Source organism: Methylobacterium marchantiae, assembly GCF_042679825.1.
GTDB classification, from domain to species: Bacteria; Pseudomonadota; Alphaproteobacteria; order Rhizobiales; family Beijerinckiaceae; genus Methylobacterium; species Methylobacterium marchantiae.
Genome location: NZ_JBHTND010000004.1, coordinates 35,341 through 56,239, shown reverse-complemented (window position 1 = coordinate 56,239; position 20,899 = coordinate 35,341). Strand labels below are relative to the sequence as shown.

21 protein-coding genes and 1 tRNA gene are annotated in these 20,899 nt (G+C 65.7%); 12 read left to right on the top strand and 10 right to left on the bottom strand.

What is annotated here, in order from left to right; all coding sequences use genetic code 11:
* Nucleotides 1-30: 30 nt before the first annotated feature.
* Complete coding sequence (locus ACFQ4G_RS04240) at nucleotides 31-1,140, bottom strand: UDP-N-acetylglucosamine--N-acetylmuramyl-(pentapeptide) pyrophosphoryl-undecaprenol N-acetylglucosamine transferase (RefSeq protein ID WP_238204075.1); 1,110 nt, start codon at nucleotides 1,138-1,140, stop codon at nucleotides 31-33.
* Complete coding sequence (locus ACFQ4G_RS04235; protein ID WP_238204077.1) at nucleotides 1,137-2,303, bottom strand: FtsW/RodA/SpoVE family cell cycle protein; 1,167 nt, start codon at nucleotides 2,301-2,303, stop codon at nucleotides 1,137-1,139. The genes ACFQ4G_RS04240 and ACFQ4G_RS04235 overlap by 4 nt, the downstream gene beginning before the upstream one ends.
* Nucleotides 2,304-2,801: 498 nt before the next feature.
* Here ACFQ4G_RS04235 and ACFQ4G_RS04230 point away from each other — a divergent pair, with 498 nt between their 5' ends.
* Together ACFQ4G_RS04230 and ACFQ4G_RS04225 are read left to right on the top strand one after the other, a co-directional pair.
* Nucleotides 2,802-3,503 (top strand): hypothetical protein, encoded by a 702-nt coding sequence (locus tag ACFQ4G_RS04230; protein ID WP_238204079.1) that lies wholly within the window; start codon nucleotides 2,802-2,804, stop codon nucleotides 3,501-3,503.
* Complete coding sequence (locus tag ACFQ4G_RS04225) at nucleotides 3,469-4,494, top strand: methyl-accepting chemotaxis protein (protein ID WP_238204082.1); 1,026 nt, start codon at nucleotides 3,469-3,471, stop codon at nucleotides 4,492-4,494. The genes ACFQ4G_RS04230 and ACFQ4G_RS04225 overlap by 35 nt, the downstream gene beginning before the upstream one ends.
* Nucleotides 4,495-4,559: 65 nt before the next feature.
* On the opposite strand, the gene ACFQ4G_RS04220 is transcribed toward ACFQ4G_RS04225, so the two are convergent.
* The 4 genes from ACFQ4G_RS04220 to ACFQ4G_RS04205 all read right to left on the bottom strand — a co-directional run bounded on the left by ACFQ4G_RS04220 (nucleotide 4,560) and on the right by ACFQ4G_RS04205 (nucleotide 6,842).
* Complete coding sequence (locus tag ACFQ4G_RS04220; protein WP_238204084.1) at nucleotides 4,560-4,775, bottom strand: hypothetical protein; 216 nt, start codon at nucleotides 4,773-4,775, stop codon at nucleotides 4,560-4,562.
* Nucleotides 4,776-4,864: 89 nt separating this feature from the next.
* On the bottom strand, nucleotides 4,865-5,095 hold the full coding sequence (locus ACFQ4G_RS04215) for a hypothetical protein (protein ID WP_238204086.1): 231 nt from the start codon (nucleotides 5,093-5,095) through the stop codon (nucleotides 4,865-4,867).
* Between the two features lie 92 nt (nucleotides 5,096-5,187).
* Entirely contained in the window at nucleotides 5,188-6,174 is a 987-nt protein-coding gene (locus tag ACFQ4G_RS04210; protein WP_238204088.1) for a CobW family GTP-binding protein, read from the bottom strand.
* A 53-nt stretch (nucleotides 6,175-6,227) separates the two neighbouring features.
* A complete protein-coding gene (locus tag ACFQ4G_RS04205; protein WP_238204090.1) occupies nucleotides 6,228-6,842 on the bottom strand; it encodes a TetR/AcrR family transcriptional regulator in 615 nt (204 codons plus the stop codon).
* 197 nt (nucleotides 6,843-7,039) lie between these two features.
* Here ACFQ4G_RS04205 and ACFQ4G_RS04200 point away from each other — a divergent pair, with 197 nt between their 5' ends.
* The 6 genes from ACFQ4G_RS04200 to panB all read left to right on the top strand — a co-directional run bounded on the left by ACFQ4G_RS04200 (nucleotide 7,040) and on the right by panB (nucleotide 11,850).
* Complete coding sequence (locus ACFQ4G_RS04200; protein ID WP_238204178.1) at nucleotides 7,040-7,972, top strand: quinoprotein relay system zinc metallohydrolase 2; 933 nt, start codon at nucleotides 7,040-7,042, stop codon at nucleotides 7,970-7,972.
* 35 nt (nucleotides 7,973-8,007) lie between these two features.
* A complete protein-coding gene (locus ACFQ4G_RS04195; RefSeq protein WP_238204092.1) occupies nucleotides 8,008-8,853 on the top strand; it encodes a quinoprotein dehydrogenase-associated SoxYZ-like carrier in 846 nt (281 codons plus the stop codon).
* Between the two features lie 18 nt (nucleotides 8,854-8,871).
* On the top strand, nucleotides 8,872-9,468 hold the full coding sequence (locus tag ACFQ4G_RS04190) for a rhodanese-like domain-containing protein (protein ID WP_238204180.1): 597 nt from the start codon (nucleotides 8,872-8,874) through the stop codon (nucleotides 9,466-9,468).
* 75 nt (nucleotides 9,469-9,543) lie between these two features.
* The gene (locus tag ACFQ4G_RS04185; protein ID WP_238204094.1) at nucleotides 9,544-9,930 is read left to right on the top strand and encodes a thioredoxin family protein; all 387 of its coding nucleotides are present in this window, start codon (nucleotides 9,544-9,546) and stop codon (nucleotides 9,928-9,930) included.
* A gap of 33 nt (nucleotides 9,931-9,963) precedes the next feature.
* Complete coding sequence (locus ACFQ4G_RS04180) at nucleotides 9,964-10,683, top strand: cytochrome c biogenesis CcdA family protein (RefSeq protein WP_238204096.1); 720 nt, start codon at nucleotides 9,964-9,966, stop codon at nucleotides 10,681-10,683.
* A 342-nt stretch (nucleotides 10,684-11,025) separates the two neighbouring features.
* Nucleotides 11,026-11,850, top strand: a complete 825-nt coding sequence (gene panB / locus ACFQ4G_RS04175) for a 3-methyl-2-oxobutanoate hydroxymethyltransferase (RefSeq protein WP_238204097.1) — start codon at nucleotides 11,026-11,028, stop codon at nucleotides 11,848-11,850.
* A gap of 43 nt (nucleotides 11,851-11,893) precedes the next feature.
* On the opposite strand, the gene ACFQ4G_RS04170 is transcribed toward panB, so the two are convergent.
* Nucleotides 11,894-12,079, bottom strand: a complete 186-nt coding sequence (locus tag ACFQ4G_RS04170) for a hypothetical protein (protein ID WP_238204098.1) — start codon at nucleotides 12,077-12,079, stop codon at nucleotides 11,894-11,896.
* 172 nt (nucleotides 12,080-12,251) lie between these two features.
* Nucleotides 12,252-13,547 carry an oxalate/formate MFS antiporter gene (gene oxlT, locus ACFQ4G_RS04165; protein ID WP_238204100.1) on the bottom strand — a complete coding sequence of 432 codons (1,296 nt, stop codon included), beginning with the start codon at nucleotides 13,545-13,547 and terminating at the stop codon, nucleotides 12,252-12,254.
* Between the two features lie 564 nt (nucleotides 13,548-14,111).
* Here oxlT and ACFQ4G_RS04160 point away from each other — a divergent pair.
* The 4 genes from ACFQ4G_RS04160 (at nucleotide 14,112) to ACFQ4G_RS04145 (ending at nucleotide 19,460) form a co-directional block, all read left to right on the top strand.
* A complete protein-coding gene (locus tag ACFQ4G_RS04160; RefSeq protein ID WP_238204102.1) occupies nucleotides 14,112-16,379 on the top strand; it encodes a TonB-dependent siderophore receptor in 2,268 nt (755 codons plus the stop codon).
* 27 nt (nucleotides 16,380-16,406) lie between these two features.
* Nucleotides 16,407-17,993, top strand: a complete 1,587-nt coding sequence (locus ACFQ4G_RS04155) for a PepSY-associated TM helix domain-containing protein (RefSeq protein ID WP_238204104.1) — start codon at nucleotides 16,407-16,409, stop codon at nucleotides 17,991-17,993.
* A gap of 137 nt (nucleotides 17,994-18,130) precedes the next feature.
* Complete coding sequence (ada, locus tag ACFQ4G_RS04150; protein ID WP_238204182.1) at nucleotides 18,131-19,225, top strand: bifunctional DNA-binding transcriptional regulator/O6-methylguanine-DNA methyltransferase Ada; 1,095 nt, start codon at nucleotides 18,131-18,133, stop codon at nucleotides 19,223-19,225.
* 160 nt (nucleotides 19,226-19,385) lie between these two features.
* Nucleotides 19,386-19,460: transfer RNA gene (locus ACFQ4G_RS04145), tRNA-Gly, on the top strand.
* Between the two features lie 32 nt (nucleotides 19,461-19,492).
* Here ACFQ4G_RS04145 and ACFQ4G_RS04140 read toward each other — a convergent pair.
* Both ACFQ4G_RS04140 and ACFQ4G_RS04135 read right to left on the bottom strand, forming a co-directional pair.
* Nucleotides 19,493-20,212, bottom strand: coding sequence for a GNAT family N-acetyltransferase (locus ACFQ4G_RS04140; RefSeq protein ID WP_238204105.1), 720 nt, complete (start codon nucleotides 20,210-20,212; stop codon nucleotides 19,493-19,495).
* Nucleotides 20,209-20,847 (bottom strand): FMN-binding negative transcriptional regulator, encoded by a 639-nt coding sequence (locus tag ACFQ4G_RS04135; protein WP_238204106.1) that lies wholly within the window; start codon nucleotides 20,845-20,847, stop codon nucleotides 20,209-20,211. Before ACFQ4G_RS04135 ends, ACFQ4G_RS04140 begins: the two co-directional genes overlap by 4 nt.
* Nucleotides 20,848-20,899 lie beyond the last annotated feature (52 nt).

Sequence of the window (20,899 nt, the reverse complement as noted above, 5' to 3'; positions counted from 1 at the left end):
GGGATCGCGCCAGGGCGGTCCCGATCGGAATCAGGTGCGCGATGCCGTCGCCAGGACGACATCGGCCAGCCGCTCGGCGGCGTCGTGAATGCCCGCGCTTTTGGCGGCTACGGCCGCCGCGGTCAATTTTGACGGATTGGTGAATAGGTCGAGGAGTTCGGCAGTCAGGCGATCCGGCGTAAAGACGCTCTGCTGAATGGCGAGCGCCGCCCCGATGCCGGCAAGCGTCGCGGCATTTGCTGCTTGATCCTGGTCGAGGGCGCCCGGAAGCGGCACCAGGATCGACGGCCGGCCCATGGCGGCGAGTTCCGACACGGTGGAAGCGCCCGAGCGGCCGATGACGAGATGGCTGCGCGCCATACGGGCGGGCAGGTCCTTGAAGAACGGTGCCGTCTCGAGCCCGGCAAGACCCAGCGAGAGATAGAGGTTCTGGACGGCGGTGAGATCTTCGGCCCGCACCTGCTGCACCAGCGTCAGGCGCGCGCGCAGGTCGGCGGGCAATTGGGCGATGGCCTTGGGCACCACCTGCCCCATTACCGCCGCGCCTTGGCTGCCGCCGAAGACGAGGAGGTGAAGGCCGTCCACCTCGCCTAACCCCGGATAGGGAATCCGCGCCGCGGCGAGCACGGCTGGGCGCAGAGGGTTGCCGGTATGGGTGCGCTGCGCCGTCGCCTTCGCGGGGATGCCGCGCACTTCCTCAAAGCCGGTGGCGATGGCGCGGGCGCCGCGTGCGAGGAAGGCATTCGCGCGACCCATCACCGCATTCTGCTCGTGCAGGATCGTCGGCACGCGCAGAATCTGACCGGCGAGCACCGGCGGCACCGTGGGATAGCCGCCGAAGCCGACGATGGCGGCAGGGTTGATCCGCTTGATCTCCTTCGCCGCCACACCGAAGCCGCGGCCTAGCGTAAGGAGCGCGCCCGCACGCTTTACGATGGAGCGGCCGGATGGGGTCGCGGACGCGATGGTGACGATCTCGGAGGCCGGAAACTCGGCCGCGATCGAATCGACCCGCGCATCGGTGGCGAGCACCACGCGGACGCCTCGCTCCCGCAGAGCGTGAGCGAGGCTCTCGGCGGGGAAGAGGTGCCCGCCGGTGCCGCCGGCGCAGAGCAGGATCGTCGCCGTGGCCACCGTCACCGCATCACTCCCGCGACGGTAGCGGGTGCGGTGCCGGGCGGCTTCTGGCTGAGCGTCGTCATGCGGGGCCGCTTGCGGGTGAGCGCCACGAGGAAGCCCATGCCGAGCGCCAGCGAGATCAGCGACGAGCCGCCATAGGAGACGAAGGGCAGGGTCATGCCCTTCGCCGGCATCAGCCGCACGTTCACGGCCATGTTGATGCAGGCCTGCAGACCGAACAGGGTGGTGAGGCCGGTGATGGCGAGGCGGGAGAAGGTGTCATCGGTGCGCCGTGCGAGCTTGAGGCCGCGCATGACAATGTAGGCGAAGAGGCAGACGAGGCAGAGGCAGACGACGACGCCGAACTCCTCGCCGGTCACCGAAAAGATGAAGTCGGTGTGCGCATCGGGCAGGTGACGCTTGGCGACGCCCTCCCCCGGGCCGGTGCCGAACCAACCGCCCGAATTGAACGATTCACGTGCCCAGTATTCCTGGAAGCTGTCGCCGGAATCCTTGTCGAGGAAGCGGGTGATGCGCTCGCGCACGTGATGCAGGAACTGGTAGGCGAAGGCGACGCCGACGAGGCCGGCGGCGCCGAGGCCCGCGACCCAGAACCAGTGCAGGCCGGCCACGAAGAACAGCGAGCACCAGACGATGGTGATCAGCATGGTCTGGCCGAAATCCGGCTGGAGGATCAGCGGCACGATGGTGACGGGCAGGAGCAGGATCGCCAGCAGGCCGCCGGGCATGTCGCGGCGTTGCGCCCCCTCAGAGAAGGCCCAGGCGGCCACGACCACGAAGGCGGGCTTGACGAATTCCGACGGCTGCAGGCCGAAGGGGCCGAACTGGATCCAGCGATGCGCGCCCTTGATCTCGGGGCCGAACTTGCCGGCGAGGATGCAGAGGGTAACGCCCACGATCCAGGTGGCGAGGGCCACGCGGCGGATGTGGCGCAGGGACAGGAACGACACCGCGACGATGATGAGGATCGTCGGGGCGAGATACATCGCCTGACGGTTGAGGAAGTGGAAGGTCGGCAAGCCGATCTTCTCGGCCACCGGCGGCCCGCCGCCCATCAGGAAGACGAGGCCGGCCACCATCAGCGCGGTCAACCCGGCGAGGAGGCCGCGATCGACGGTCCACCACCAGTCGGTCAGGGGCGTGCGTTCCGCGCGGGACATCATGGGGCTTCGCTCTCCGTGAGCCTTACGGCGCCCGGAAAGAGCAGCCGACAGCCGCCGGCAGCATCGGACCGGCTCGGATTCGATCCTGTGCGGGAATGGTAAACCAATCCTTGCATTCGCTCCGTTCGGCCGGGGGCAGTGCCGGCACGTTGTTCGCAAGATCACCCGCATTGAGGACCGGACCATCCATCGGCGACCATCGCTGTTGGGACAATTCGGCAGGTCAGGAGGGCCGAATGCCTCGGCGCGTCCAAGAGATCGTCGATGGCGCGACGGCGGCACATTTTAATCCAGCTCCGTGACACTTTTATACGGCTATCCATCTCTTTGCGAAGATCAAATTCAACACTAAAAAAGTAATTAAATACGCTAAATTGTAAAAAATCGGATAAGTATAGAAAATTCAGGTCATAATTGCACTTATTAATCCAACATTAAATTCCATCACGCCAACTTGGCGGCATCTAATCATACATTTCCATTTAGATTATCGCTTCGATGAAGTCGTTCAACAACCTCGGTCTTTTGGTCAAGATCATCATCCCACTAGTCTTGACGGCAGCAATTTCTGCGGGACTCGTGGGCTATGCACGCTATTCCATGACCCGGATCGCCGATCAGACGCGGGCGATCGCGAAGGTCCAGGCCGCACGACAGAACCATGTCCTCACTCTGCAGATCAGCGTCACCGAAGCGACGGTTCAGAATCGGAATATCCTGCTGGAACAGGATGCCAAGAAAATAGAGACCTACATCGTCAGGCAGGATGCGGCCATCAGAGCGGCGCAAGGCGCGCAGGCCAGCCTCGCGAATTTGGCGGATACGCCAGAACGGGCAGCGCGGAACGCGGCCCTTCAAGCGGCCGTGGACGGCTACTTCGCCGTCCTGACCCGCTCGACGGCCGCCGGACTGAAGAACGACCTCCGGGACCGGAACGGACATCGCACAGAAGGAGGCCGCGCCCCTGCGTGCGAAGCTGCGCGAGCAGATCTCAGAGCGGATCGCAGTGATCGACAGGGAACTGAACGAGAGCGCCGATCAGGCGGACCGGATCGCCGAGTCCACTTCGGTCTTGATGATTGTGTCCGCCGTGATCGGTCTCGGGTCGGCAATGGCGATCGCCGCCGCCATCGTCGTCTTGGGGATTTCCCGCCCGGTGAACGGCATGACGGCATCCATGGGCCGCCTCGCCGCGGGTGATCTCGACGTGACAGTCGAGGGCACCGACCGTAAGGACGAGATCGGCCTACTCGCGCGCGCCCTTGAGGTGTTCAAGCGCAACGCCATCGACGCGCGTCAGATGGCGATGGAGCAGGAAGCGGAGAACCAGGCCAAGATGCGGAGGGCCGACGCCCTCAGCGACCTGACCGCTCGGTTCGAGACCAATGTCTCGACTCTGACCCAGGGGCTGGCGGGCGCCGCCACAGAGATGGAGGCCACCGCCCAGTCCCTATCGGCGACCGCCGACCAGTCGATCCAGCAGGCCTCCACGGTGGCGAGCGCGGCGGAAGAAACCTCCGCTAACGTCCAAACCGTCGCCGCCGCCAGCGAGGAGATGTCCACGTCGATCCAGGAGATCGTGACCCAGGTGACCCAATCCTCGGACATGGCCCAACAGGCCGTGGCGGATACCCGCCGGACTGAGGCCACCGTGAAGCGGTTGGCGGAGGTCGCCGACAGTATCACCGATGTCGTCGCCATGATCTCGACCATCGCCGGCCAGACCAACCTCCTCGCCCTGAACGCAACCATCGAGGCGGCACGCGCCGGCGAGGCGGGACGCGGCTTCGCGGTGGTGGCCACGGAGGTCAAGGAACTCGCCGGGCAAACGGCCCGGGCCACCGAGGACATCCGGATCAAGATCAGCGAGATCCAGGGCGCGACCGGCGAGGTCGTGTCCGACATCACCCGCATCGGCAGGTCCATCACCGACATGTCGACTTATTCCAACGGCATCGCCGCCGCCATGGAGCAGCAGGGTGCGGCCACCCGCGAGATCGCCCGCAACGTGCAGGAGGCCGCGCAGGGCACCCAGGAGGTGACGAGCAACATCACGAACGTGCGGATGGGCGCAAGTTCGACCGGTGCGGCCGCAGCCCAGGTGCTCGGCGCGGCAAAGGAGTTGTCGCGGTACTCTGAAAACCTCGGCCACGAAGTGTCGACGTTCCTGGCCGGGGTGAAGGCCGCCTGACCTCATTCCGCCTCCGGCCCTGCTTAGGGCTAGAAACACTGCAGGGTTGAGGACGTGAAACCGGCTCAGCGGCGCATCGACTTGAACCCGCAGGTGGGGCCGTTGTCCCGGTAGCCGGCGGGGCAGCGGCGGACGCAGGCGCCGGCCGCGAATTTCAACGGCGGGTGGCAAGCATTGCGGACGCTCCGCGGCCGGAACTCGTAATCCTGAGCCGGGCCGGCCATCGCCTCTCCACCGAAGGTCAGACAGGCAGCAAGGAGCAGGGCGAGACGCGAGATCATGGCGGTTTCCAGTCGAGGGGACATCCCCGCATCCCGCCGCGACCTCGTCGATTCGGTCAAGGCCGCCTAAGGAATAGGGCGGCCGCGTCTCAGCGGTTCATGTTCTTGAAACGGCAGTAACCCCGACCCGTGTCGCGATACCCCGCCGGGCAGCGCCGAACGCAGGCCCCGGCGGCGAATTTGAGAGGCGGCTTGCACATGCCGCCGAACCGCTTCTCGCGATCCATCGCGTATTTCGCCTCCCCCGGCGTGGAGAGCGCGACGCTTCCCAAGGGAACGGCGACCATCAGCGCGAGGAAGGTGGCGAAGCGCAGAGTCATCGGAACATTCGGAAAGAGGGGGACTGGCGGACAATGCGCGCGCGCCCGATCAGTTCGATTCCGGACGCATCCAGCCCTCCCGCCCGGCCTCGTCAGGCCGCCTTGCAATCATAAAACCCTTCGCGGATCGCCTCCGGATCGAGCTTGCGGCCGATGAAGACAACGCGGGAGACGCGGCTCTCGTCCTCCTTCCACGGCCCCTGGAGATCGCCGTCGAGGATCTGGTGGACGCCCTGGAAGACGAAGCGCTGGGGCTCATCGGGGAAGGCGACGATGCCCTTGCAGCGCAGGATGTCCGGTCCCTGGACCTGAGTCAGGGTCGAGATCCAGGGCATGAACTTCTCCGGATCCACCGGGCCGTCGATCCGGGCCGAGACCGACTGCATCTCGTCGTCGTGGTGATGGTGATGGCCCTCTTCAAGAAAGTCGGGCTCGATATCGAGGATGCGCGAGAGATCGAACGCGTTGCGGTCGAGCACCTGATCGAGGGGGACGTCGCAGCGGCTAGTGCGGTGGACCTTGGCATAGGGGTTGATCGAGCGGATCAGGCCCTCGACGCGGTCGAGATCCGCGGGCTCCACGAGGTCCGCCTTGTTGAGCAGGATCACGTCGGCAAAGGCGATCTGATTCTTGGCCTCGGGCGCGTCCTTCAGGCGGTCGGCCAGCCATTTCGCGTCGGCCACCGTCACCACCGCGTCGAGGCGGGCGGCGCTGCCCACATCCTCGTCGATGAAGAAGGTCTGGGCCACTGGCGCCGGGTCGGCGAGGCCGGTGGTCTCGACGATGATCGCGTCGAACTTGCCGCGCCGCTTCACGAGGCCGTCCATGATGCGGATGAGGTCACCGCGCACGGTGCAGCAGACGCAGCCGTTGTTCATCTCGAACACTTCCTCGTCGGCGCCAATGACGAGGTCGTTGTCGATGCCGATCTCGCCGAACTCGTTGACGATGACGGCGTAGCGCTTGCCGTGGTTCTCGGTGAGGATGCGGTTGAGGAGCGTGGTCTTTCCGGCTCCGAGATAGCCGGTGAGCACGGTCACGGGGATCTTCGAGGAGGCGGGGGACGGGCTGTCGGACATGCAAGGCTCTTCGGGTTCGCAGGGGTTCCCCCGCGTCGGATGTGTGATGGCTGTTATATTGTATCATCCCTCCCCGATGAAAGGGCGTTCCGTGATCCCGTCCGAGGGGGTTTGAGGCTATCGCAGAGGGTCGCGAGGGTGGAGCGGAAGCCGGCCGATCCGGCGAGGAGCCGCTCCAGCAGGAGCGCGCCCTCCAAGGTCGCCACCACCATCCGGGCCGTAGCAGCGGGGTCGAGACCGGGGCGCAGGCTCCCGTCGGCACATCCGTCGGCGAGGACACGCTCCAGCCACGCGATGTGCTTGTCGAAAAACTGCGCGATGTCTGCGCGCAGGACGTCCGGCAGGGTGTCCATCTCGATGGCGAGCACCGCGCAGAGGCAACCGAGCCCGTCCTCGACACCTGCAAGGTAATACCGACCATAGGCCTCGACCCGCGCGACCGCGTCGGATTGCAGGGAGAGGATAGAGCCAAGAGCCTCGTCGTAGCGGGCATCGTAGGCCCGCACCAATGCGACGGCGAGGTCGGTCTTCGTCCGGAAATGGTGGTGGATGCTCGCCTTGCGGATGTTCACCGCCTCGGCGAGGTCGCCGTAGCTGAAACCGGAATAGCCCCGACCACGCACCAGGACCTCGGCCTGGGCCAGCAGTTCTGCTCTGGTATCTCTCATCGTCCGTCGACTTTTCGCCTCACCGAATGGGTTGCGGCCACGAAGGCGTGATGCATCCGCGACGGTCCACGTCTTGTGTACCGTTGACGCCAGCGAAAATCTACCTGCTAGATGGTAGCCATAAAAATGGGAGGATATTGCATGTCGGCTCTCGCCGTCGGCCAGCCGTTGCAGGATATGCCATGACGGCGTATTCGATGCGGAGCCTGACCACGCGCCGGTCCGCGCTCTTCGGCGGCCTTTGTCTTTGCTGCCTGCCCACACTCGGCCGCGCGGCCGGGCTGTTCACCATGGACGAGGTCGGAACGGGCATCTTCATGCGGCGCGGGCTCGACGCCGAGGCGACGCCCGAGAACGATGACGCCATCGCCAATATCGGCTTCGTCGTCGGCGACACGTCGGTGCTCGTAACGGAGACCGGTGGAAGCCTCTCCGACGGGCTATGGCTCCGCTCGGAGATCAGGAAGCGCACGGACAAGCCGATCAGCCACGTGGTGCTCACCCACGTCCATCCCGACCATTGCTTCGGCGCGGAAGCGTTCGTGCAGGACAAGCCGGTTTTCATCGGCCACCACGCCCTGCGCTCGGCCCTCGATTCGCGTGGAGATTTCTACCGGACACGCCTTGTCGATATCCTCGGCGCCGACAGGGCCGGCTCTGTGGTCTATCCGACGATGGACGTGGCCGAGACTGCGGAGGTCGATCTCGGCGGGCGCGCCCTGCGCTTCACCGCGCACGGGACTGCCCATACCAATTGCGACCTCTCCATGATCGACGCGCGGACGGGAATCCTGTTTCCGGCCGATCTCCTCTTCGTCACCCGAATCCCGTCCCTCGACGGCAGCCTTCTCGGCTGGCTGAAAGAGGTGGAGACGCTGAAGGGAACGGGAGCGTCGAAGGCCGTACCGGGCCACGGGCCGACCCTCGTCGACGCTGCGCCCGCCTTCGCCGACCTGACGCGCTACCTCACGACGTTGCGCGACGAGACCCGCAAGGCGATCGCCGCCGATCAGCCCATCGACAGGGCGATCGACAGCATCGGTCAGGCCGAGCGAGAGAAATGGGTCCTGTTCGACACCTATAACGGCCGCAACGTCACTCAGGCCTACAAGGAGCTTGAGTGGGAATGAGCGCGCGCCACATCATCACGAAGAGGAGAAACGCCATGACGACCTTCACACCGATCGGAATGTCCGCGACCAAGCGATCCTTCACCGCTGCGCTGTGCCTGTCCGCCGCCGTGCTGGCGGGGTGGCCCGCCTTCGCCGCCGGTGCGAGCGACACCGATGCCGAGCGGCTCGAACGCTGGCAGGAGATTTCCAAGTCGATCTTCGGTGACCGCAAACTCGAGCCGACGGACGCGCTGATCAAGGTCGACGCTCCGCCGCGCGCTCTCGACGCCGCTCTCGTTCCGATCACGCTGACGATGCCGGAGAAGGACAGGATCGCCGCCATCCATCTCATCATCGACGACAACCCGTCGCCTTACGCGGCCCACATCACCTTCGGCCCCGCTGCCGACCCGAGCGAGGTCAAGCTCCGCGTGCGGATCAACAACTACACCAACGTCCACGCCGTGGCCGAGACCAAGGATGGAAAGCTCTACGAGGCGGTGAAGTTCGTGAAGGCATCGGGCGGCTGCTCGGCGCCCATGGGCATGAGCGACGAAGAAGCACTGAAGGGCGCCGGGGACATGAAGATGAAGTTTGCGGAAGGGGGCGCCGGCAAGCCGATGGAAGCGACGCTGATGATCCGCCACCCGAACTTCAGCGGGATGCAGATGAACCAAGTCACGCGCGACTATACCCCGGCCCGCTACATCAACAAGCTCGACGTCTCCGCCAATGGGAAGCTCGTCTTCTCGATGAACGGCGACATCTCCATCGCCTCGAACCCGGTGATCAACTTCGGCCTCGCCCCTGATTCTAAGGGCCCGATCAAGGTCGTCGCCATGGACAACCAACAGGGTCATTGGGAACATAGCTTCAACACGCCGAGCCCGAGCAACTGAGAAGGGATTTCCCCCATGATCCGCATTGTCTCAGCCGCGGCCCTCACTCTCTTCGCCCTGTCCGGCTCAGTTCCTCCCGTCCACGCGGCGGGCCCTGCCGATTCGCCGGTCAACGTGCCGGAGCCAGAGGGGTTCTGGACCGGGGCACCGAAGGGCTACACGCCCAAGACCCTCAAGGGCGCGACCGTTGTCGACATCGACGCCCTCGACTCGCTCGCCGCCGAGAAACCGGTGATGATCGACGTGGCTCTGGCCGACCAGAAGCCGGCGGGCTTCCCCACCGACAGACCCTGGCTGCCGGCCCATCGTTCGATCCCGGGCAGCGTCTGGATGCCCGGGGCGGGGGCGGCACCAATGGACCCGGCGCGGGAGGCACAGTTTCTCTCCCGCGTCGCGTATCTCACCGGCGGCGACAAATCGAAGCCGGTGGTGACCTTCTGCCACCCCGAATGCTGGGGTAGCTGGAACGCCGCCAAGCGGCTCGTGCAGAATGGCTATTCCCGTGTCCATTGGTTTGCCGACGGTGTCGAGGGCTGGCAGGACAGGCACGACACCACGATTCTCAAGGTGGATGCTGCCTGGGCCGCCAAGCCTGCCGGCGAGGCCCAGCGATAGCGACGGGAGAGGCGAGCCGGCCTGCAGGATCGCAGCCGGCTCCGACCCGCACTCCCCACCGAACGAGACACCGCAATGATCAGCCGTCGTGCACTCTTTCTCCTGATGGGCTTCTTCGCCTCCAGCATCCCCAGCACCGCGTCGGCCGCGGAGCCGTTCGATGAAGCAGGCTTCGCTGCCGCCCAAGCCGCCGGCCGGCCGATCATCGTGGAGGTGACGGCCCCTTGGTGCCCGATCTGCAAGACCCAGCGACCCATCCTGAAGGCGCTGTCCGAACAGACGCGTTTCAAGAATCTCGCTATCTACGAGATCGATTTCGATACTCAGAAGGCCCTGATGCGCCGGTTCGGCGCGCGCATGCAGAGCACGCTCATCGTCTTCAAGGGGGGCGAGGAGGTGGGCCGCTCCGTCGGCGAGACGCAGGGAGAGTGGATCGAGTCGCTGGTCGAGAAGGCGCTGTAGCGCAGATTTTGAGATCAAGCGGCCTTCGATACCATGATCATCACGCTCGGCCTCGCCTTCCTCGCCGGCCTGCTCACCATCCTCTCCCCTTGCGTATTGCCACTCCTTCCGATCGTGCTCGGCGCCGCGGCGTCCGAACACCGATACGGACCGGCCGCTCTGGCGGCGGGGCTCGCCTTTTCCTTCGTCACGCTCGGCCTGTTCGTGGCGACGATCGGATTTGGGCTCGGTCTCGATGGGGAGGTCTTTCGACCGGTCGCGGCGATCATGCTCGTCGCCGTCGGAATCGTCCTGATCCTTCCTGACCTCCAACTCCGCCTCGCCGCTGCCGGAGGACCGGTAAGCGACTGGACGGAGCGGCGCTTCGGCGGACTTGCCACGACAGGCCTTGCCGGCCAGTTCGCGGTCGGCCTCCTGCTCGGCGCGGTCTGGAGTCCCTGCGTCGGACCGACGCTCGGTGCCGCCTCGCTGCTTGCCGCGCAGGGCAAGGATCTCGCTCAGGTCTCCCTGACCATGCTGGTCTTCGGCCTTGGAGCCGCCTTGCCCTTGCTGATCCTCGGGATGCTGTCGCGCCAAGTGCTGATGGCGTGGCGAACCCGGATGATGCAGGCGGGCAAAGGGCTCAAGGCCGCGTTGGGAATCCTCCTCGTCGTCACCGGCCTCGTGATTCTGACGGGGTCCGACAAGCGTCTCGAAACGGCTCTCGTAGCGGCGTCGCCCGACTGGCTCAACGCCTTGACCACACGTTTCTAAGGTATGCCAGGCAACTGATAGTCGGCGCCGGAAGGAAGCCTACAAAATAAGCAGCATCAGGAGCTTGCGAACCGAAGCAGCCCGTTGACACGGCCGTGGTTGTGGCAGAATAAAGGCACCGGAGACGGCCCGACGTCTAGGGAGGAAACGCCCGACAAGGGCAGCGACTACGGGCGACGCCATCGTCCAGATCGCGAGCATTACACAAGTCAGCCTCTCCATCTCTTCCCATACAGGTGGCGGGGACCGTCACTCGGACGCGTGATTTACCTCGTCCATGCGTATAGAAATCCCCGGCAAGCCACCGGCCATTGAGCTGGCTGCCAAACCGGGTTGAGATCGATGTCGCAAGTCGTGCAGTCACGCCGCATCCGCGCTGTGGACCTCGCCAAGCGTAGGGCCGAAGGTCGCAAGATCATTGCGCTGACGGCGTACCACGCTCACACCGCCGGCATCCTCGATCCGCATTGTGATTTCATCCTGGTTGGCGATTCCCTCGGCATGGTCATGCACGGGATGGAGACCACCCTGCCGGTGACCCTTGAGATGATGATCGTCCAGGCGCAGGCGGTGATCCGCGGCACATCGAAGGCTCTCATCGTCGTCGACATGCCCTTCGGCTCCTACGAGGCGAGCCCGCAACAGGCCTTCATGAGTGCAGCCCGCGTCCTCAAGGAGACCGGCGCCGGTGCGATCAAGATGGAGGGCGGCGCGCGCTTCGCCGAAACCGTCGCCTTCCTCGTGGAGCGTGGCATTCCGGTGATGGGCCATATCGGTCTCACGCCCCAATCCGTGAACACGATGGGTGGTTTTCGCGTGCAGGGTCGGAGCGAGGATGGTGAACGCAAGCTGATGCAGGACGCCCAGGCGATCAGCGATGCGGGAGCGTTCGCCATCGTCATGGAGGGAATCGTCGAGCCCGTGGCACGCGCCATTGCCACAGCTCCCTCGATCACCACGGTCACGATCGGCATCGGCGCGTCGACCGCCTGCGATGGTCAGATCCTGGTACTCGAGGACATGCTCGGCCTGAGCGATCGGGTGCCGAAATTCGTGAAGCGCTTCGGCTCCCTGCGCGGCCAGATCGAAGGAGCCGTCGAGGCCTATGCGGAAGAGGTTCGAGCCGGCCGCTTCCCGGCGGACGAACACACCTACAAGCCGCTCTGAGCGCTGGCCGGTCGCCTTTCGATCGACGGAAACGGGCGCAGGCTCATCTGAGAGCGCCTCCGAACGCCCCGGGGATGTCATAGACGCCGCTCGACAGGACGGTGAAAGAGAAGATGAGGCCGAGGGCGCCGATATAGAGGACCGTGAACAGGTCCTTGTCCTCGCTGCCGGCGAGAAAGAGGCCGGCGAAGGGAACGGTCTGAAGAGCCAGGGCGGCGGCAACGTTCATGACTGACCTCGGTCCGTGCGGAACATCGTCGGCCTTCCTTGGCAAACTCCGAGCATAGGTCCGAACGGCGAATGCCGGTTCCTGAAAAGTGCCGACGCAAACCGAATGCCTGGAGCCTCACCGCCAGCGCCGATACAGAGTGCGGAACGCCTCCCGTATCGGCTCGTACGATTCAGACCATGGTCCTTACCAGGCGCGCCGGTTCGGACGCGCCGGCGGGAACCGGGCCCTGAGCGAGGTAGCGTGCCCGCATCGGCCTGAGCACGAACATCGCCAGCGCCGCCGCCGCCACGTTCAGTCCGATGATGATCGAGAACACCGCCGACCAGCCGTAGGCCGCCGAGATGACGCTCGCCACCGGCACGAGGAACGAGGCTGTCCCCTTGGCGGTGTAGAGCAGACCGGCATTGGTGGTGGCGAAGGTGGAGCCGAACGTATCGCCGCAGGTGGCAGGAAACAGCGAGTAGATCTCGCCGAAAACCCCGAAATAGATTGCCGTGGAGAAGACGAAGACCAGCGGGTCGGTGCCGTAGCTGAGGAGCAGGACGATCGCCGCAGCGGCGGTGGAGAAGGCGATGAACATGGTATTCTCGCGCCCGATCGTGTCGGAGACGAAGCCGAAGAATGGGCGCCCGAACCCGTCGAAGATGCGGTCGAGAGAGATGGCGAAGGTCAGTGCCGCCATCTGCAGCCCGAACAGGCTGACCGGCACGTCGGCGACCTTGAAGTCATGGGCGATGGGCGCGATCTGCGCGGCCGCCATCAGGCCGCCCGAGGCCACCATGACGAAGATCACGTACATCACCCAGAATACCGGCGTGCGCACGACCTCGCGCGGTGTGCGGTCCACCTTCGTCTGCGGCAGGCGCAGGCTCTTGCGCTGCATCGGCACGGCGACGGAGGGCTTGCGCAGCAGGAACGACAGCAGGACCACGATGGCGCCCTGGCCGAGGCCGAAATACAGGAAGGCGTCCTGGTAGCCGCTGCTGGCGATCATCTTGGCGATCGGCACCACCGTTACCGCAGCGCCCGCACCGAACCCGGCCGCCGTGGCGCCGGCGGCGAGGCCGCGCCGATGCGGGAACCATTTGAGAGCGTTGCCGACGCAGGTGCCGTAGACCGACCCCGCCCCGATGCCGCCGACCGCCGCCGCGCCGTAGAGCATCCACAGCGACGAGGCCTGGGAATTGATGAGCCAGGCCAGCGCGATCATCACGCCGCCGAAGCAGACGACGATCCGCGGACCGTAGCGGTCCACGAACCAGGCCTCTACCGGTACCAGCCAGGTCTCGGTAGCGACGAAGATGGTGAACGCGAACTGGATGGCCGCCCGGCCCCAGTGGAACTTAGCGTCGATCGGGTCCACGAACAGCGTCCACCCATATTGCAGGTTGGCGATCATCGCCATGCAGAGGACGCCGAAAGCGAGCTGCCGCCATTTGGCGGCCGGTGGGTCCTGTCGTTCCATCCCTAAATCCATTCTTGCTCGGTGATCTGTGGAATCGGTCCAACCATCATGCATCAAAATTCAAGGCATACAATATACCACGGATTAAAATTCTATATGGTTCGTGTAGCAGCCCTGACGGGCACCGCCGCCCAATACGTGATGAGTGTTGCTGGATCGCCGCGTCGGTAACGCGACCGGCCGCTGAAGGGGCGAAGAGATAAATCCACAGGGCCGATCACTGATTGCGGCCTTCGATCCTACAAGTGGTGGCGATTGAACCTAACGTCGCGTGCCACGCCGTGGCCTCAAGTGGACTGGCAGATCGCGATCCCAAGATGACGGACCTACTGCGACCGAATATAAGAAATTAGTATTTAGACATAAAACAATTCTAAAAGATAATTGTTGCATATAATCTAGCTTATTTGCCAGATGATTTCCGAACACGATTTGGAGAGCAGCTTCTTTTAATGCCTCCAATCTAAGAAAATCTAGAAATTGGGTCTCCTCGTGCATCAGCTTTCGCTAAATCATCGCGATCAGGCAACGCTATCTGCCAAGCGCAGCCGCGCTATACTCGTCATGCTCTCAAGCGTGGCCATGTTTGCCATTCTGTCGAAACCAGTCTTGGCGCAGGGGGCTGACCACGCCGTCACGCTCGATACCTTGTCGGTCGACGGTGCCGGGGGTCGACCGAGCGCGTCGGGAACGGATGTCGGCGGCCCCGTCGGGCCGGTCAGAGGCTATACGGCGACCCGGAGCGTCGTCGGCGCCAAGACGGACACGCCTATTCTCGAGACCGCCCAGTCGATTTCTGTCGTCTCCCGCAAGCAGATCGAGGATCAGAACGCACTGACCGTGAATCAGGCCCTGCGTTACACGCCCAGCGTGACGACGGAGCAACGTGGTGGATCGGGCTCGACACGGCTGGAACAGTTCCTGATCCGAGGCTTCCAGGCCCCCCTCTTCCTCGACGGCATGCGCCTGCCGGGCAACCGTGACGCAGGCCCTTCCGTCGATCCGTTCCGGCTCGAGCGCGTCGACATCATCAAGGGTCCGGCCTCCGTCCTCTACGGGCAGGCGGGCCCCGGCGGCATCGTCAACCTCGTCAGCAAGGTCCCGTCCTTTGTCCGCCATGGCGAGATCTTCGTGCAGGGCGGCAGCTACAGTACCGTGCGCGGCGGCATCGATGTCGGCGGGCCGATCGAAGGCGGAGGCGTGCTCGCTGACCAGTTCGCCTACAGGATCATCGCCGCGGGATGGGATGCCGACGGTCCGGCCAAGACCACCTCCATCGAGCGAAGCTTCATCAATCCCAGCCTGACATGGCGTCCGTCATCGGATACCTCGCTGACGCTCATCGGCCTCTATCAGCGTGATCCGTATTCCGGCTATTACGGCGCCCTGCCCGCCAAGGGCACGCTGTTCCCGTCGAATTTCGGCATCGCCAACGGGCCGCTCAGGCGTCTTCCGCGCGACTTCTACGACGGCGACCCGAACATCGAGCGCTCCGATCGCACCCAGGCCTCGGCGACGTACATCTTCGATCACCGTTTCGACGAGGGCATCCGCGTCCACTCGGCCGGCCGCTTCCTGCGAACCCTCGGCGATTACCGCAGCCTTTACGACGCCACCTCGAACAACCTCGCCTGGGGCGGCCGCTTCCTCGGACGGGCAGCCGGCGGCACCAACGTGGCGATCGACGCCTTCACCAACGACAACAACATCGTGGCCGACTTCCAGACCGGCCCGGTCGCCCACACCATCCTCGTCGGGCTCGACCACCAGACGCTCTACACAAAGACGTTCAGCACGCCGTTCCCGGCCGTTCCGCAAAGCCTCGACCTCCTCAACCCGGTCTATGGGTTGCCCAACATCCCCTTCCCTGCCTTCTCGGGCTATTCCGACATCAGCTCTCACCAAACCGGCATCTACTTCCAAGATCAGCTCAAGGTCGATCGGCTGACGCTCACCCTCGGTGGGCGCTACGACTGGGTGAGACAGAGCGGGCCGACCCGGACGATCGCGGGCGCCCTCGTCAGCGATCAGGACGCGCCGAGCGAAGCCTTCACCGGGCGGGCGAGCCTGCTCTACCTCTTCGACAGCGGCATCGCCCCCTATGTCAGCTATTCGGAGGCCTTCGAGCCGCAGTTTTCCGGGCAGATCTTCAACGGCGACCCGACCTTCGGCCGCCTTCCCGACCCGATCACCAGCCGGCAGTTCGAGGCCGGCGTGAAGTATCAGCCCCCCGGCACTGATATCCTGCTCACGGCTGCCGCCTTCGACATCAAGCGCCAGAACTCGCTCTCGCCTGACCTTGTGAACGGCCGAAGCTTCTCGGTGCAGAACGGCGAGGTCAGCGTTCAGGGCGTCGAGTTCGAGGCGCGGGCGAACATCACCGAGGATCTCACCGTCATCGGCGGGTTCTCTCTCATCGACGCCGTCAACTCCGCGGGCACCGCCACGACGCTCAATGAGACGACCCGCCAGACCGTGCCGCTCCTCGGCCTGCGCCCGATCCAGGTGCCGGACACCACGATCTCTCTCTTCGGCAACTATCAGGTCCGCCAGGGGATGTTCGCCGGCCTCGGCTTCGGCGGCGGCTTCCGTTACCTCGGCGGCTCGCAGGGCGATGCCGCCAACAGCATCAAGGTGCCGGCCAATCTCGTGGTCGACGCCGTCGCGTCCTACGATTTCAGCTACCTGTCACCGACGCTGAAGGGCATGCAATTGCAGATCAACGCGCAGAACCTGCTCGACGAGACCTACGTGCAATCCTGTGCGTTCCAGGCCTGGTGCTGGTACGGCGCGCCTCGGACCGTGTTCGCCACGCTCAGGTATCGCTGGTAGCGCAGAACGTCTCGAGGGCATGACGCCATGAAGAACGGCTTTCGCCAATCCATGGCCTGGCTGCACGCCTGGTCAGGCCTCGTCGTGGGCTGGGTCCTGTTCGCGGTCTTCGTCACCGGGACGGCCAGTTACTACCGCACCGACATCACGGCCTGGATGCAGCCGGAACTCACCCGCGAGGCGGCGCTGGCCGGATCGCAGACCGCCCTCGACCTGCCCCGCGCGGCCGAGATCGGGATCGCTCATCTCCAGACCCATGCCGTGGGCGCACGGTCCTGGTTCATCGGCCTGCCGCAGCCTGACAAGCCGGTCATCGATCTGTTCTGGCGGATGAAGCCGGGCGCGCCACCCGGCATCGCCCGGCTCGATGCACGGACGGGCGAGCCGGCGGTCATGAGGGATACCAAGGGCGGGGACTTCCTTTATCGCTTCCATTTCGAGCTGCACCTTCCGCCGATCTGGGGCCGCTGGATCGTCGGAATCTGCGCGATGATCATGCTGGTGGCGCTCATCAGCGGCATCGTCACCCACCGGCGCATCTTCGCCGATTTCTTCACCCTGCGCCGGGACAAGTCCGCCCAGCGCGGCTGGCTCGATGCGCACAACGTCACCGGCGTGCTCGCCCTGCCGTATCACCTGATGATCACCTATACGGGCATCGTCACCCTGGCGATGATGTACATGCCCTGGGGCGTCACCGCCGCGTATAACGGCGATGCGACGCGCTTCTACGCCGAGACCGCCCAGATCACGACGCAGCGCCCGCCCGTGGGCCAGCCCGGAACCCTGGCCCCGATCGGGCCGATGGTCGCCCGCGCCGTGGCGACGATCCACGAACCGCTCGAACGCGTATCCATCGTCAATCCGGGCGATGCCAGGGCCACCGTGATCGCGATCTTCGAGGAGCCGCACGGGCTCGCCCATCAGCATCCGCAGATCGCCTTCGACGGCACCACCGGCGAGGTCGTGGAGATCCTGCAGGGCGGGCTGAAGCCGGCCGCCAAGACCTTCACCACCATGGTCGGCCTGCACGAGGCGCATTTCGCGGGGCCGGCCCTGCGCATCCTGTTCTTCCTCTGCGGCCTGATGGGATGCGCCATGGTGGCGACCGGCCTCGTCCTGTGGTCGGTGGCCCGGCTGCCGAAACCCGGCGAAACGTCGTTCCTCGGTCTGCGCGTGGTGCAGGCCCTGAACATCGGCACCGTCATCGGCCTGCCGGGGGGGATCGCGGTCTATTTCCTCGCCAACAGGCTGCTGCCGCTCGGGCTCGCCGGTCGCGCCGATTGGGAGATCCGCGCGTTCTTCGGCGCCTGGGCGGTGATGACCGTCGTTCCGCTCTTCCGGCCCCACCGGGCCGCCTGGCGCGAGATGGCGATCACCGCCGCTTTCCTGTTCCTGGCCGTCGCCCTGGCGGATCTGGTCACCGCCGCGGCACCGTCGCCGAGCGCCTTGCTGCGGCACGATCCGCGCTTTCTCTGGTTCGATGCCGCCATGGTCGCCCTCGCCGGATTGTTCGCGCTCTGCGCGCACAAGGTGGCGCAGTTCAAGACGCAGAGGCGGACGAAACCCGCGATCGTCGACAGGGGGGGATCGAGCGCGCCGAGGACGGCCTGAGCGCCAAAGCGAAAGCCGGAGCAAGAACCGGGATGCGATCTCCGGTCTTCGAGGCCAGGATGGTGACATGACACGGCGCCTCCTCTGCGCCATCGTCCTTCGGTCAGGAGATCGACGTCATGTCCGTCGCCAAACTCATGCCCGCCGCAGGCAGCGATCCCCGCGATCCCGAGACCGGCGATGCGGAGACCGGCGATGCGGAGAAATGGGCCGCCCTCGCGGCCCGCGACGCGGCCGCCGATGGCAGCTTCGTCTACGCGGTGCGCACCACCGGCGTGTATTGCCGTCCGAGCTGCCCCGCCCGCCCGGCATTGCGCGAGAACGTCAGCTTCCATGCCGGCTGCGCCGAAGCCGAGGCCGCCGGGTTCCGGGCCTGCAAGCGCTGCCGGCCCGACGAACCGACCCTCTCTGCGCGCCGGGCCGAGGCGGTCGCCCATGCCTGCCGCCTCATCGACGAAGCCGAGACGATGCCCGGCCTCGAAGTCCTGGCGAAGGCGGCCGGCCTCAGCCCGTTCCACTTCCATCGGGTATTCAAGGCGGCCACCGGCGTGACGCCGAAGGCCTATGCGGCGGCGCGGCGTGCGCAGGATCTCGCCTCGGGCCTTAGACGGGCGAAGTCGGTCACGCAGGCGATCTACGACGCGGGCTATGCGTCACCGAGCCGGTTCTACGCCGAAGCCGCGGGGCGCCTCGGCATGGCGCCGAACACCTATCGCCGAGGGGCCGAGGGCGTCACGATCCGCTTCGCCATCGGCCAATGCGCGCTCGGCGCCATCCTGGTGGCGGCCACCGCCAAGGGCGTCTGCGCCATCCTGCTCGGGGACGATCCCGACATCCTGGCCCGCGACCTCCAGGATCGCTTTCCCAAAGCCGAGCTGATCGGCGGCGAGCGCGCGTTCGAGGCCTGGATGGCCCAGGTGGTGGGATTCGTCGAGGCGCCCGCAAGCGGCCTCGACCTGCCGCTGGACATCGGCGGTACCGCCTTCCAGCAGCGGGTCTGGGAGGCCCTGCGCCGGATTCCCGTCGGCACCACCGCGACCTATGCGGACATCGCCCAAGCCATCGGCGCGCCGGCGGCGACCCGTGCCGTGGCACGGGCCTGCGGCGCCAATCACATCGCGGTGGCGATCCCCTGCCACCGCGTGGTCCGCTCGGATGGGTCGCTCTCTGGCTATCGCTGGGGCGTCGAGCGCAAACGCGAGTTGCTGGTGCGGGAAGGCGCCCGGAGCTGACGGAGACGACGATCCGAGGGGCATCTCTTTCCAAGGAAGGCCCCAGAATGCCTTTGACGCCATCGCGGCTCGACTGTTAGATACCGATGGTGCACGAACGGCACATGGCGGTACCGGGCGGATCTTATTGACCGCCAAGCCATTGCCATCGTTGGTGTTCGCGGGCGTAGTTCAGTGGTAGAACGTCAGCTTCCCAAGCTGAATGTCGTCGGTTCGATCCCGATCGCCCGCTCCACTCGATCCTTTGAAGTGTCGGCGTTGCCGATCCTATACGTCTGAAACCGGCGATCGACCGCGCAGGTCGGCGAGTGACCGGCGCTGGCGGCCTTCGTCGTCGAAATTCTCCGGTGCGAGCCAGGCCGTGAACGCCGCCCGCAGTCGCGGCCATTCCGCGTCCGTGACCGAGAACCACGCCGTGTCGCGCGAGCGGCCCTTGGTGACGATGGCGTTGCGGAAGATGCCTTCGAACGTGAAGCCGTAGCGCAGCGCCGCCGCACGGGAGGGCGCGTTGAGACTGTCGCATTTCCACTCGTAGCGGCGGTATCCGAGGGCGAAGGCGCGGCCCATCATCAGGGCCATCGCCTCGGTGCCGGCCGGATGGCGGGCGAGGCCGGGGCCGAACTGGATATGCCCGACCTCGATACAGCCATGGGTCGGTTCGATCCTGAGATAGGCGGCCAGGCCGATCGCCCGCCCGCTCACGGCGTCGAGGATGGCATGGTGCATCGGGTCGCGGCTCGCAGCGATGGCCGCGAGCCTTGCGCGATACTCGGCCTCGTCCGCCGGCGGTTCCGCGGGCAGATAGGTCCAGCGCGCCGGATCATGGGCCAGGGCGGCGAAGAGGTCGCCCGCATGACGCTCGGCGTCGAGGGGCTCGATCCGGCAGAAACGGCCCTGCATCGCGTCGCGCGGCGGCGGCAGGGGTGGGCTCCACTCCGCGAGGGCCCGACCGATCGGCTGGCCGTACGGGTTCACCCGGTCGCTCATGCCCGCCCTCCCATCCCGTCGACGAGCTCCGCCATCGCATCCGCTCCGCCCGCATCCCGGCGCAATCCGGCGGCGACACCGGCACGGTCCGCCTCCGATCGGTTCTGGCTGACCTTCCATTTGCCGGAGAGCTTCGCAATCGGAATCTCGATGCCGACGATTCCCCGGATCTGTGCCGCGGTGAAGGCCGGCGGTGCGTCCGACACCGCCCATGGCGCGTCCCGCCCCGCCTCCCGCATCCGCGTCAGGTCGTCGATCTGGCGCCGCAGCCAGGCTTCGTCCTCGATCACGCGCGGGCGGCCCCGCACCTGGACGGTGGCGTAGTTCCAGGTCGGCACCACCTTCCCCGTCTCCCGCTTCGTCGCGTACCACGACGGCGTGACGTAGCGATCCGGCCCCTGGAACACGACGAGGCATTCGGGAAGCCCGTCGAGATCGCGCCATTGCGGATTGGCGCGGGCGAGATGGGCCCGGAGCGTGCCCTGGCCGCCCTCCTCCGTGTCGAGGAGGAAGGGAATCGGGTTCGCCATCAACCCGTTAGCCCCGGCGCTGACCAGGAGTCCGAGCGGACAGGCGCGGATGAGCGCCGCCTGTGTCTCGATATCGTCGGTCCTGAAATGTGGCGGCTCGTACACGGAGGGTCCTTGACGGATCGACGTTGCGAGGTCCTCTCTCGACGGAAAGCGG

What these genes read in the sequence shown, in the direction of transcription:
- ada (WP_238204182.1), top strand. Translation starts at nt 18,131, where the DNA reads ATGCCCGCCGCAGGCAGCGATCCCCGCGATCCCGAGACCGGCGATGCG.
- ACFQ4G_RS04170 (WP_238204098.1), bottom strand. Translation starts at nt 12,079, where the DNA reads ATGAACGTTGCCGCCGCCCTGGCTCTTCAGACCGTTCCCTTCGCCGGC.
- ACFQ4G_RS04160 (WP_238204102.1), top strand. Translation starts at nt 14,112, where the DNA reads ATGCTCTCAAGCGTGGCCATGTTTGCCATTCTGTCGAAACCAGTCTTG.
- ACFQ4G_RS04220 (WP_238204084.1), bottom strand. Translation starts at nt 4,775, where the DNA reads ATGATCTCGCGTCTCGCCCTGCTCCTTGCTGCCTGTCTGACCTTCGGT.
- ACFQ4G_RS04155 (WP_238204104.1), top strand. Translation starts at nt 16,407, where the DNA reads ATGAAGAACGGCTTTCGCCAATCCATGGCCTGGCTGCACGCCTGGTCA.
- ACFQ4G_RS04235 (WP_238204077.1), bottom strand. Translation starts at nt 2,303, where the DNA reads ATGATGTCCCGCGCGGAACGCACGCCCCTGACCGACTGGTGGTGGACC.
- ACFQ4G_RS04230 (WP_238204079.1), top strand. Translation starts at nt 2,802, where the DNA reads ATGAAGTCGTTCAACAACCTCGGTCTTTTGGTCAAGATCATCATCCCA.
- ACFQ4G_RS04195 (WP_238204092.1), top strand. Translation starts at nt 8,008, where the DNA reads ATGACGACCTTCACACCGATCGGAATGTCCGCGACCAAGCGATCCTTC.
- ACFQ4G_RS04210 (WP_238204088.1), bottom strand. Translation starts at nt 6,174, where the DNA reads ATGTCCGACAGCCCGTCCCCCGCCTCCTCGAAGATCCCCGTGACCGTG.
- ACFQ4G_RS04180 (WP_238204096.1), top strand. Translation starts at nt 9,964, where the DNA reads ATGATCATCACGCTCGGCCTCGCCTTCCTCGCCGGCCTGCTCACCATC.
- ACFQ4G_RS04205 (WP_238204090.1), bottom strand. Translation starts at nt 6,842, where the DNA reads ATGAGAGATACCAGAGCAGAACTGCTGGCCCAGGCCGAGGTCCTGGTG.
- ACFQ4G_RS04225 (WP_238204082.1), top strand. Translation starts at nt 3,469, where the DNA reads ATGACGGCATCCATGGGCCGCCTCGCCGCGGGTGATCTCGACGTGACA.
- ACFQ4G_RS04185 (WP_238204094.1), top strand. Translation starts at nt 9,544, where the DNA reads ATGATCAGCCGTCGTGCACTCTTTCTCCTGATGGGCTTCTTCGCCTCC.
- panB (WP_238204097.1), top strand. Translation starts at nt 11,026, where the DNA reads ATGTCGCAAGTCGTGCAGTCACGCCGCATCCGCGCTGTGGACCTCGCC.
- ACFQ4G_RS04215 (WP_238204086.1), bottom strand. Translation starts at nt 5,095, where the DNA reads ATGACTCTGCGCTTCGCCACCTTCCTCGCGCTGATGGTCGCCGTTCCC.
- oxlT (WP_238204100.1), bottom strand. Translation starts at nt 13,547, where the DNA reads ATGGAACGACAGGACCCACCGGCCGCCAAATGGCGGCAGCTCGCTTTC.
- ACFQ4G_RS04200 (WP_238204178.1), top strand. Translation starts at nt 7,040, where the DNA reads ATGCGGAGCCTGACCACGCGCCGGTCCGCGCTCTTCGGCGGCCTTTGT.
- ACFQ4G_RS04140 (WP_238204105.1), bottom strand. Translation starts at nt 20,212, where the DNA reads ATGAGCGACCGGGTGAACCCGTACGGCCAGCCGATCGGTCGGGCCCTC.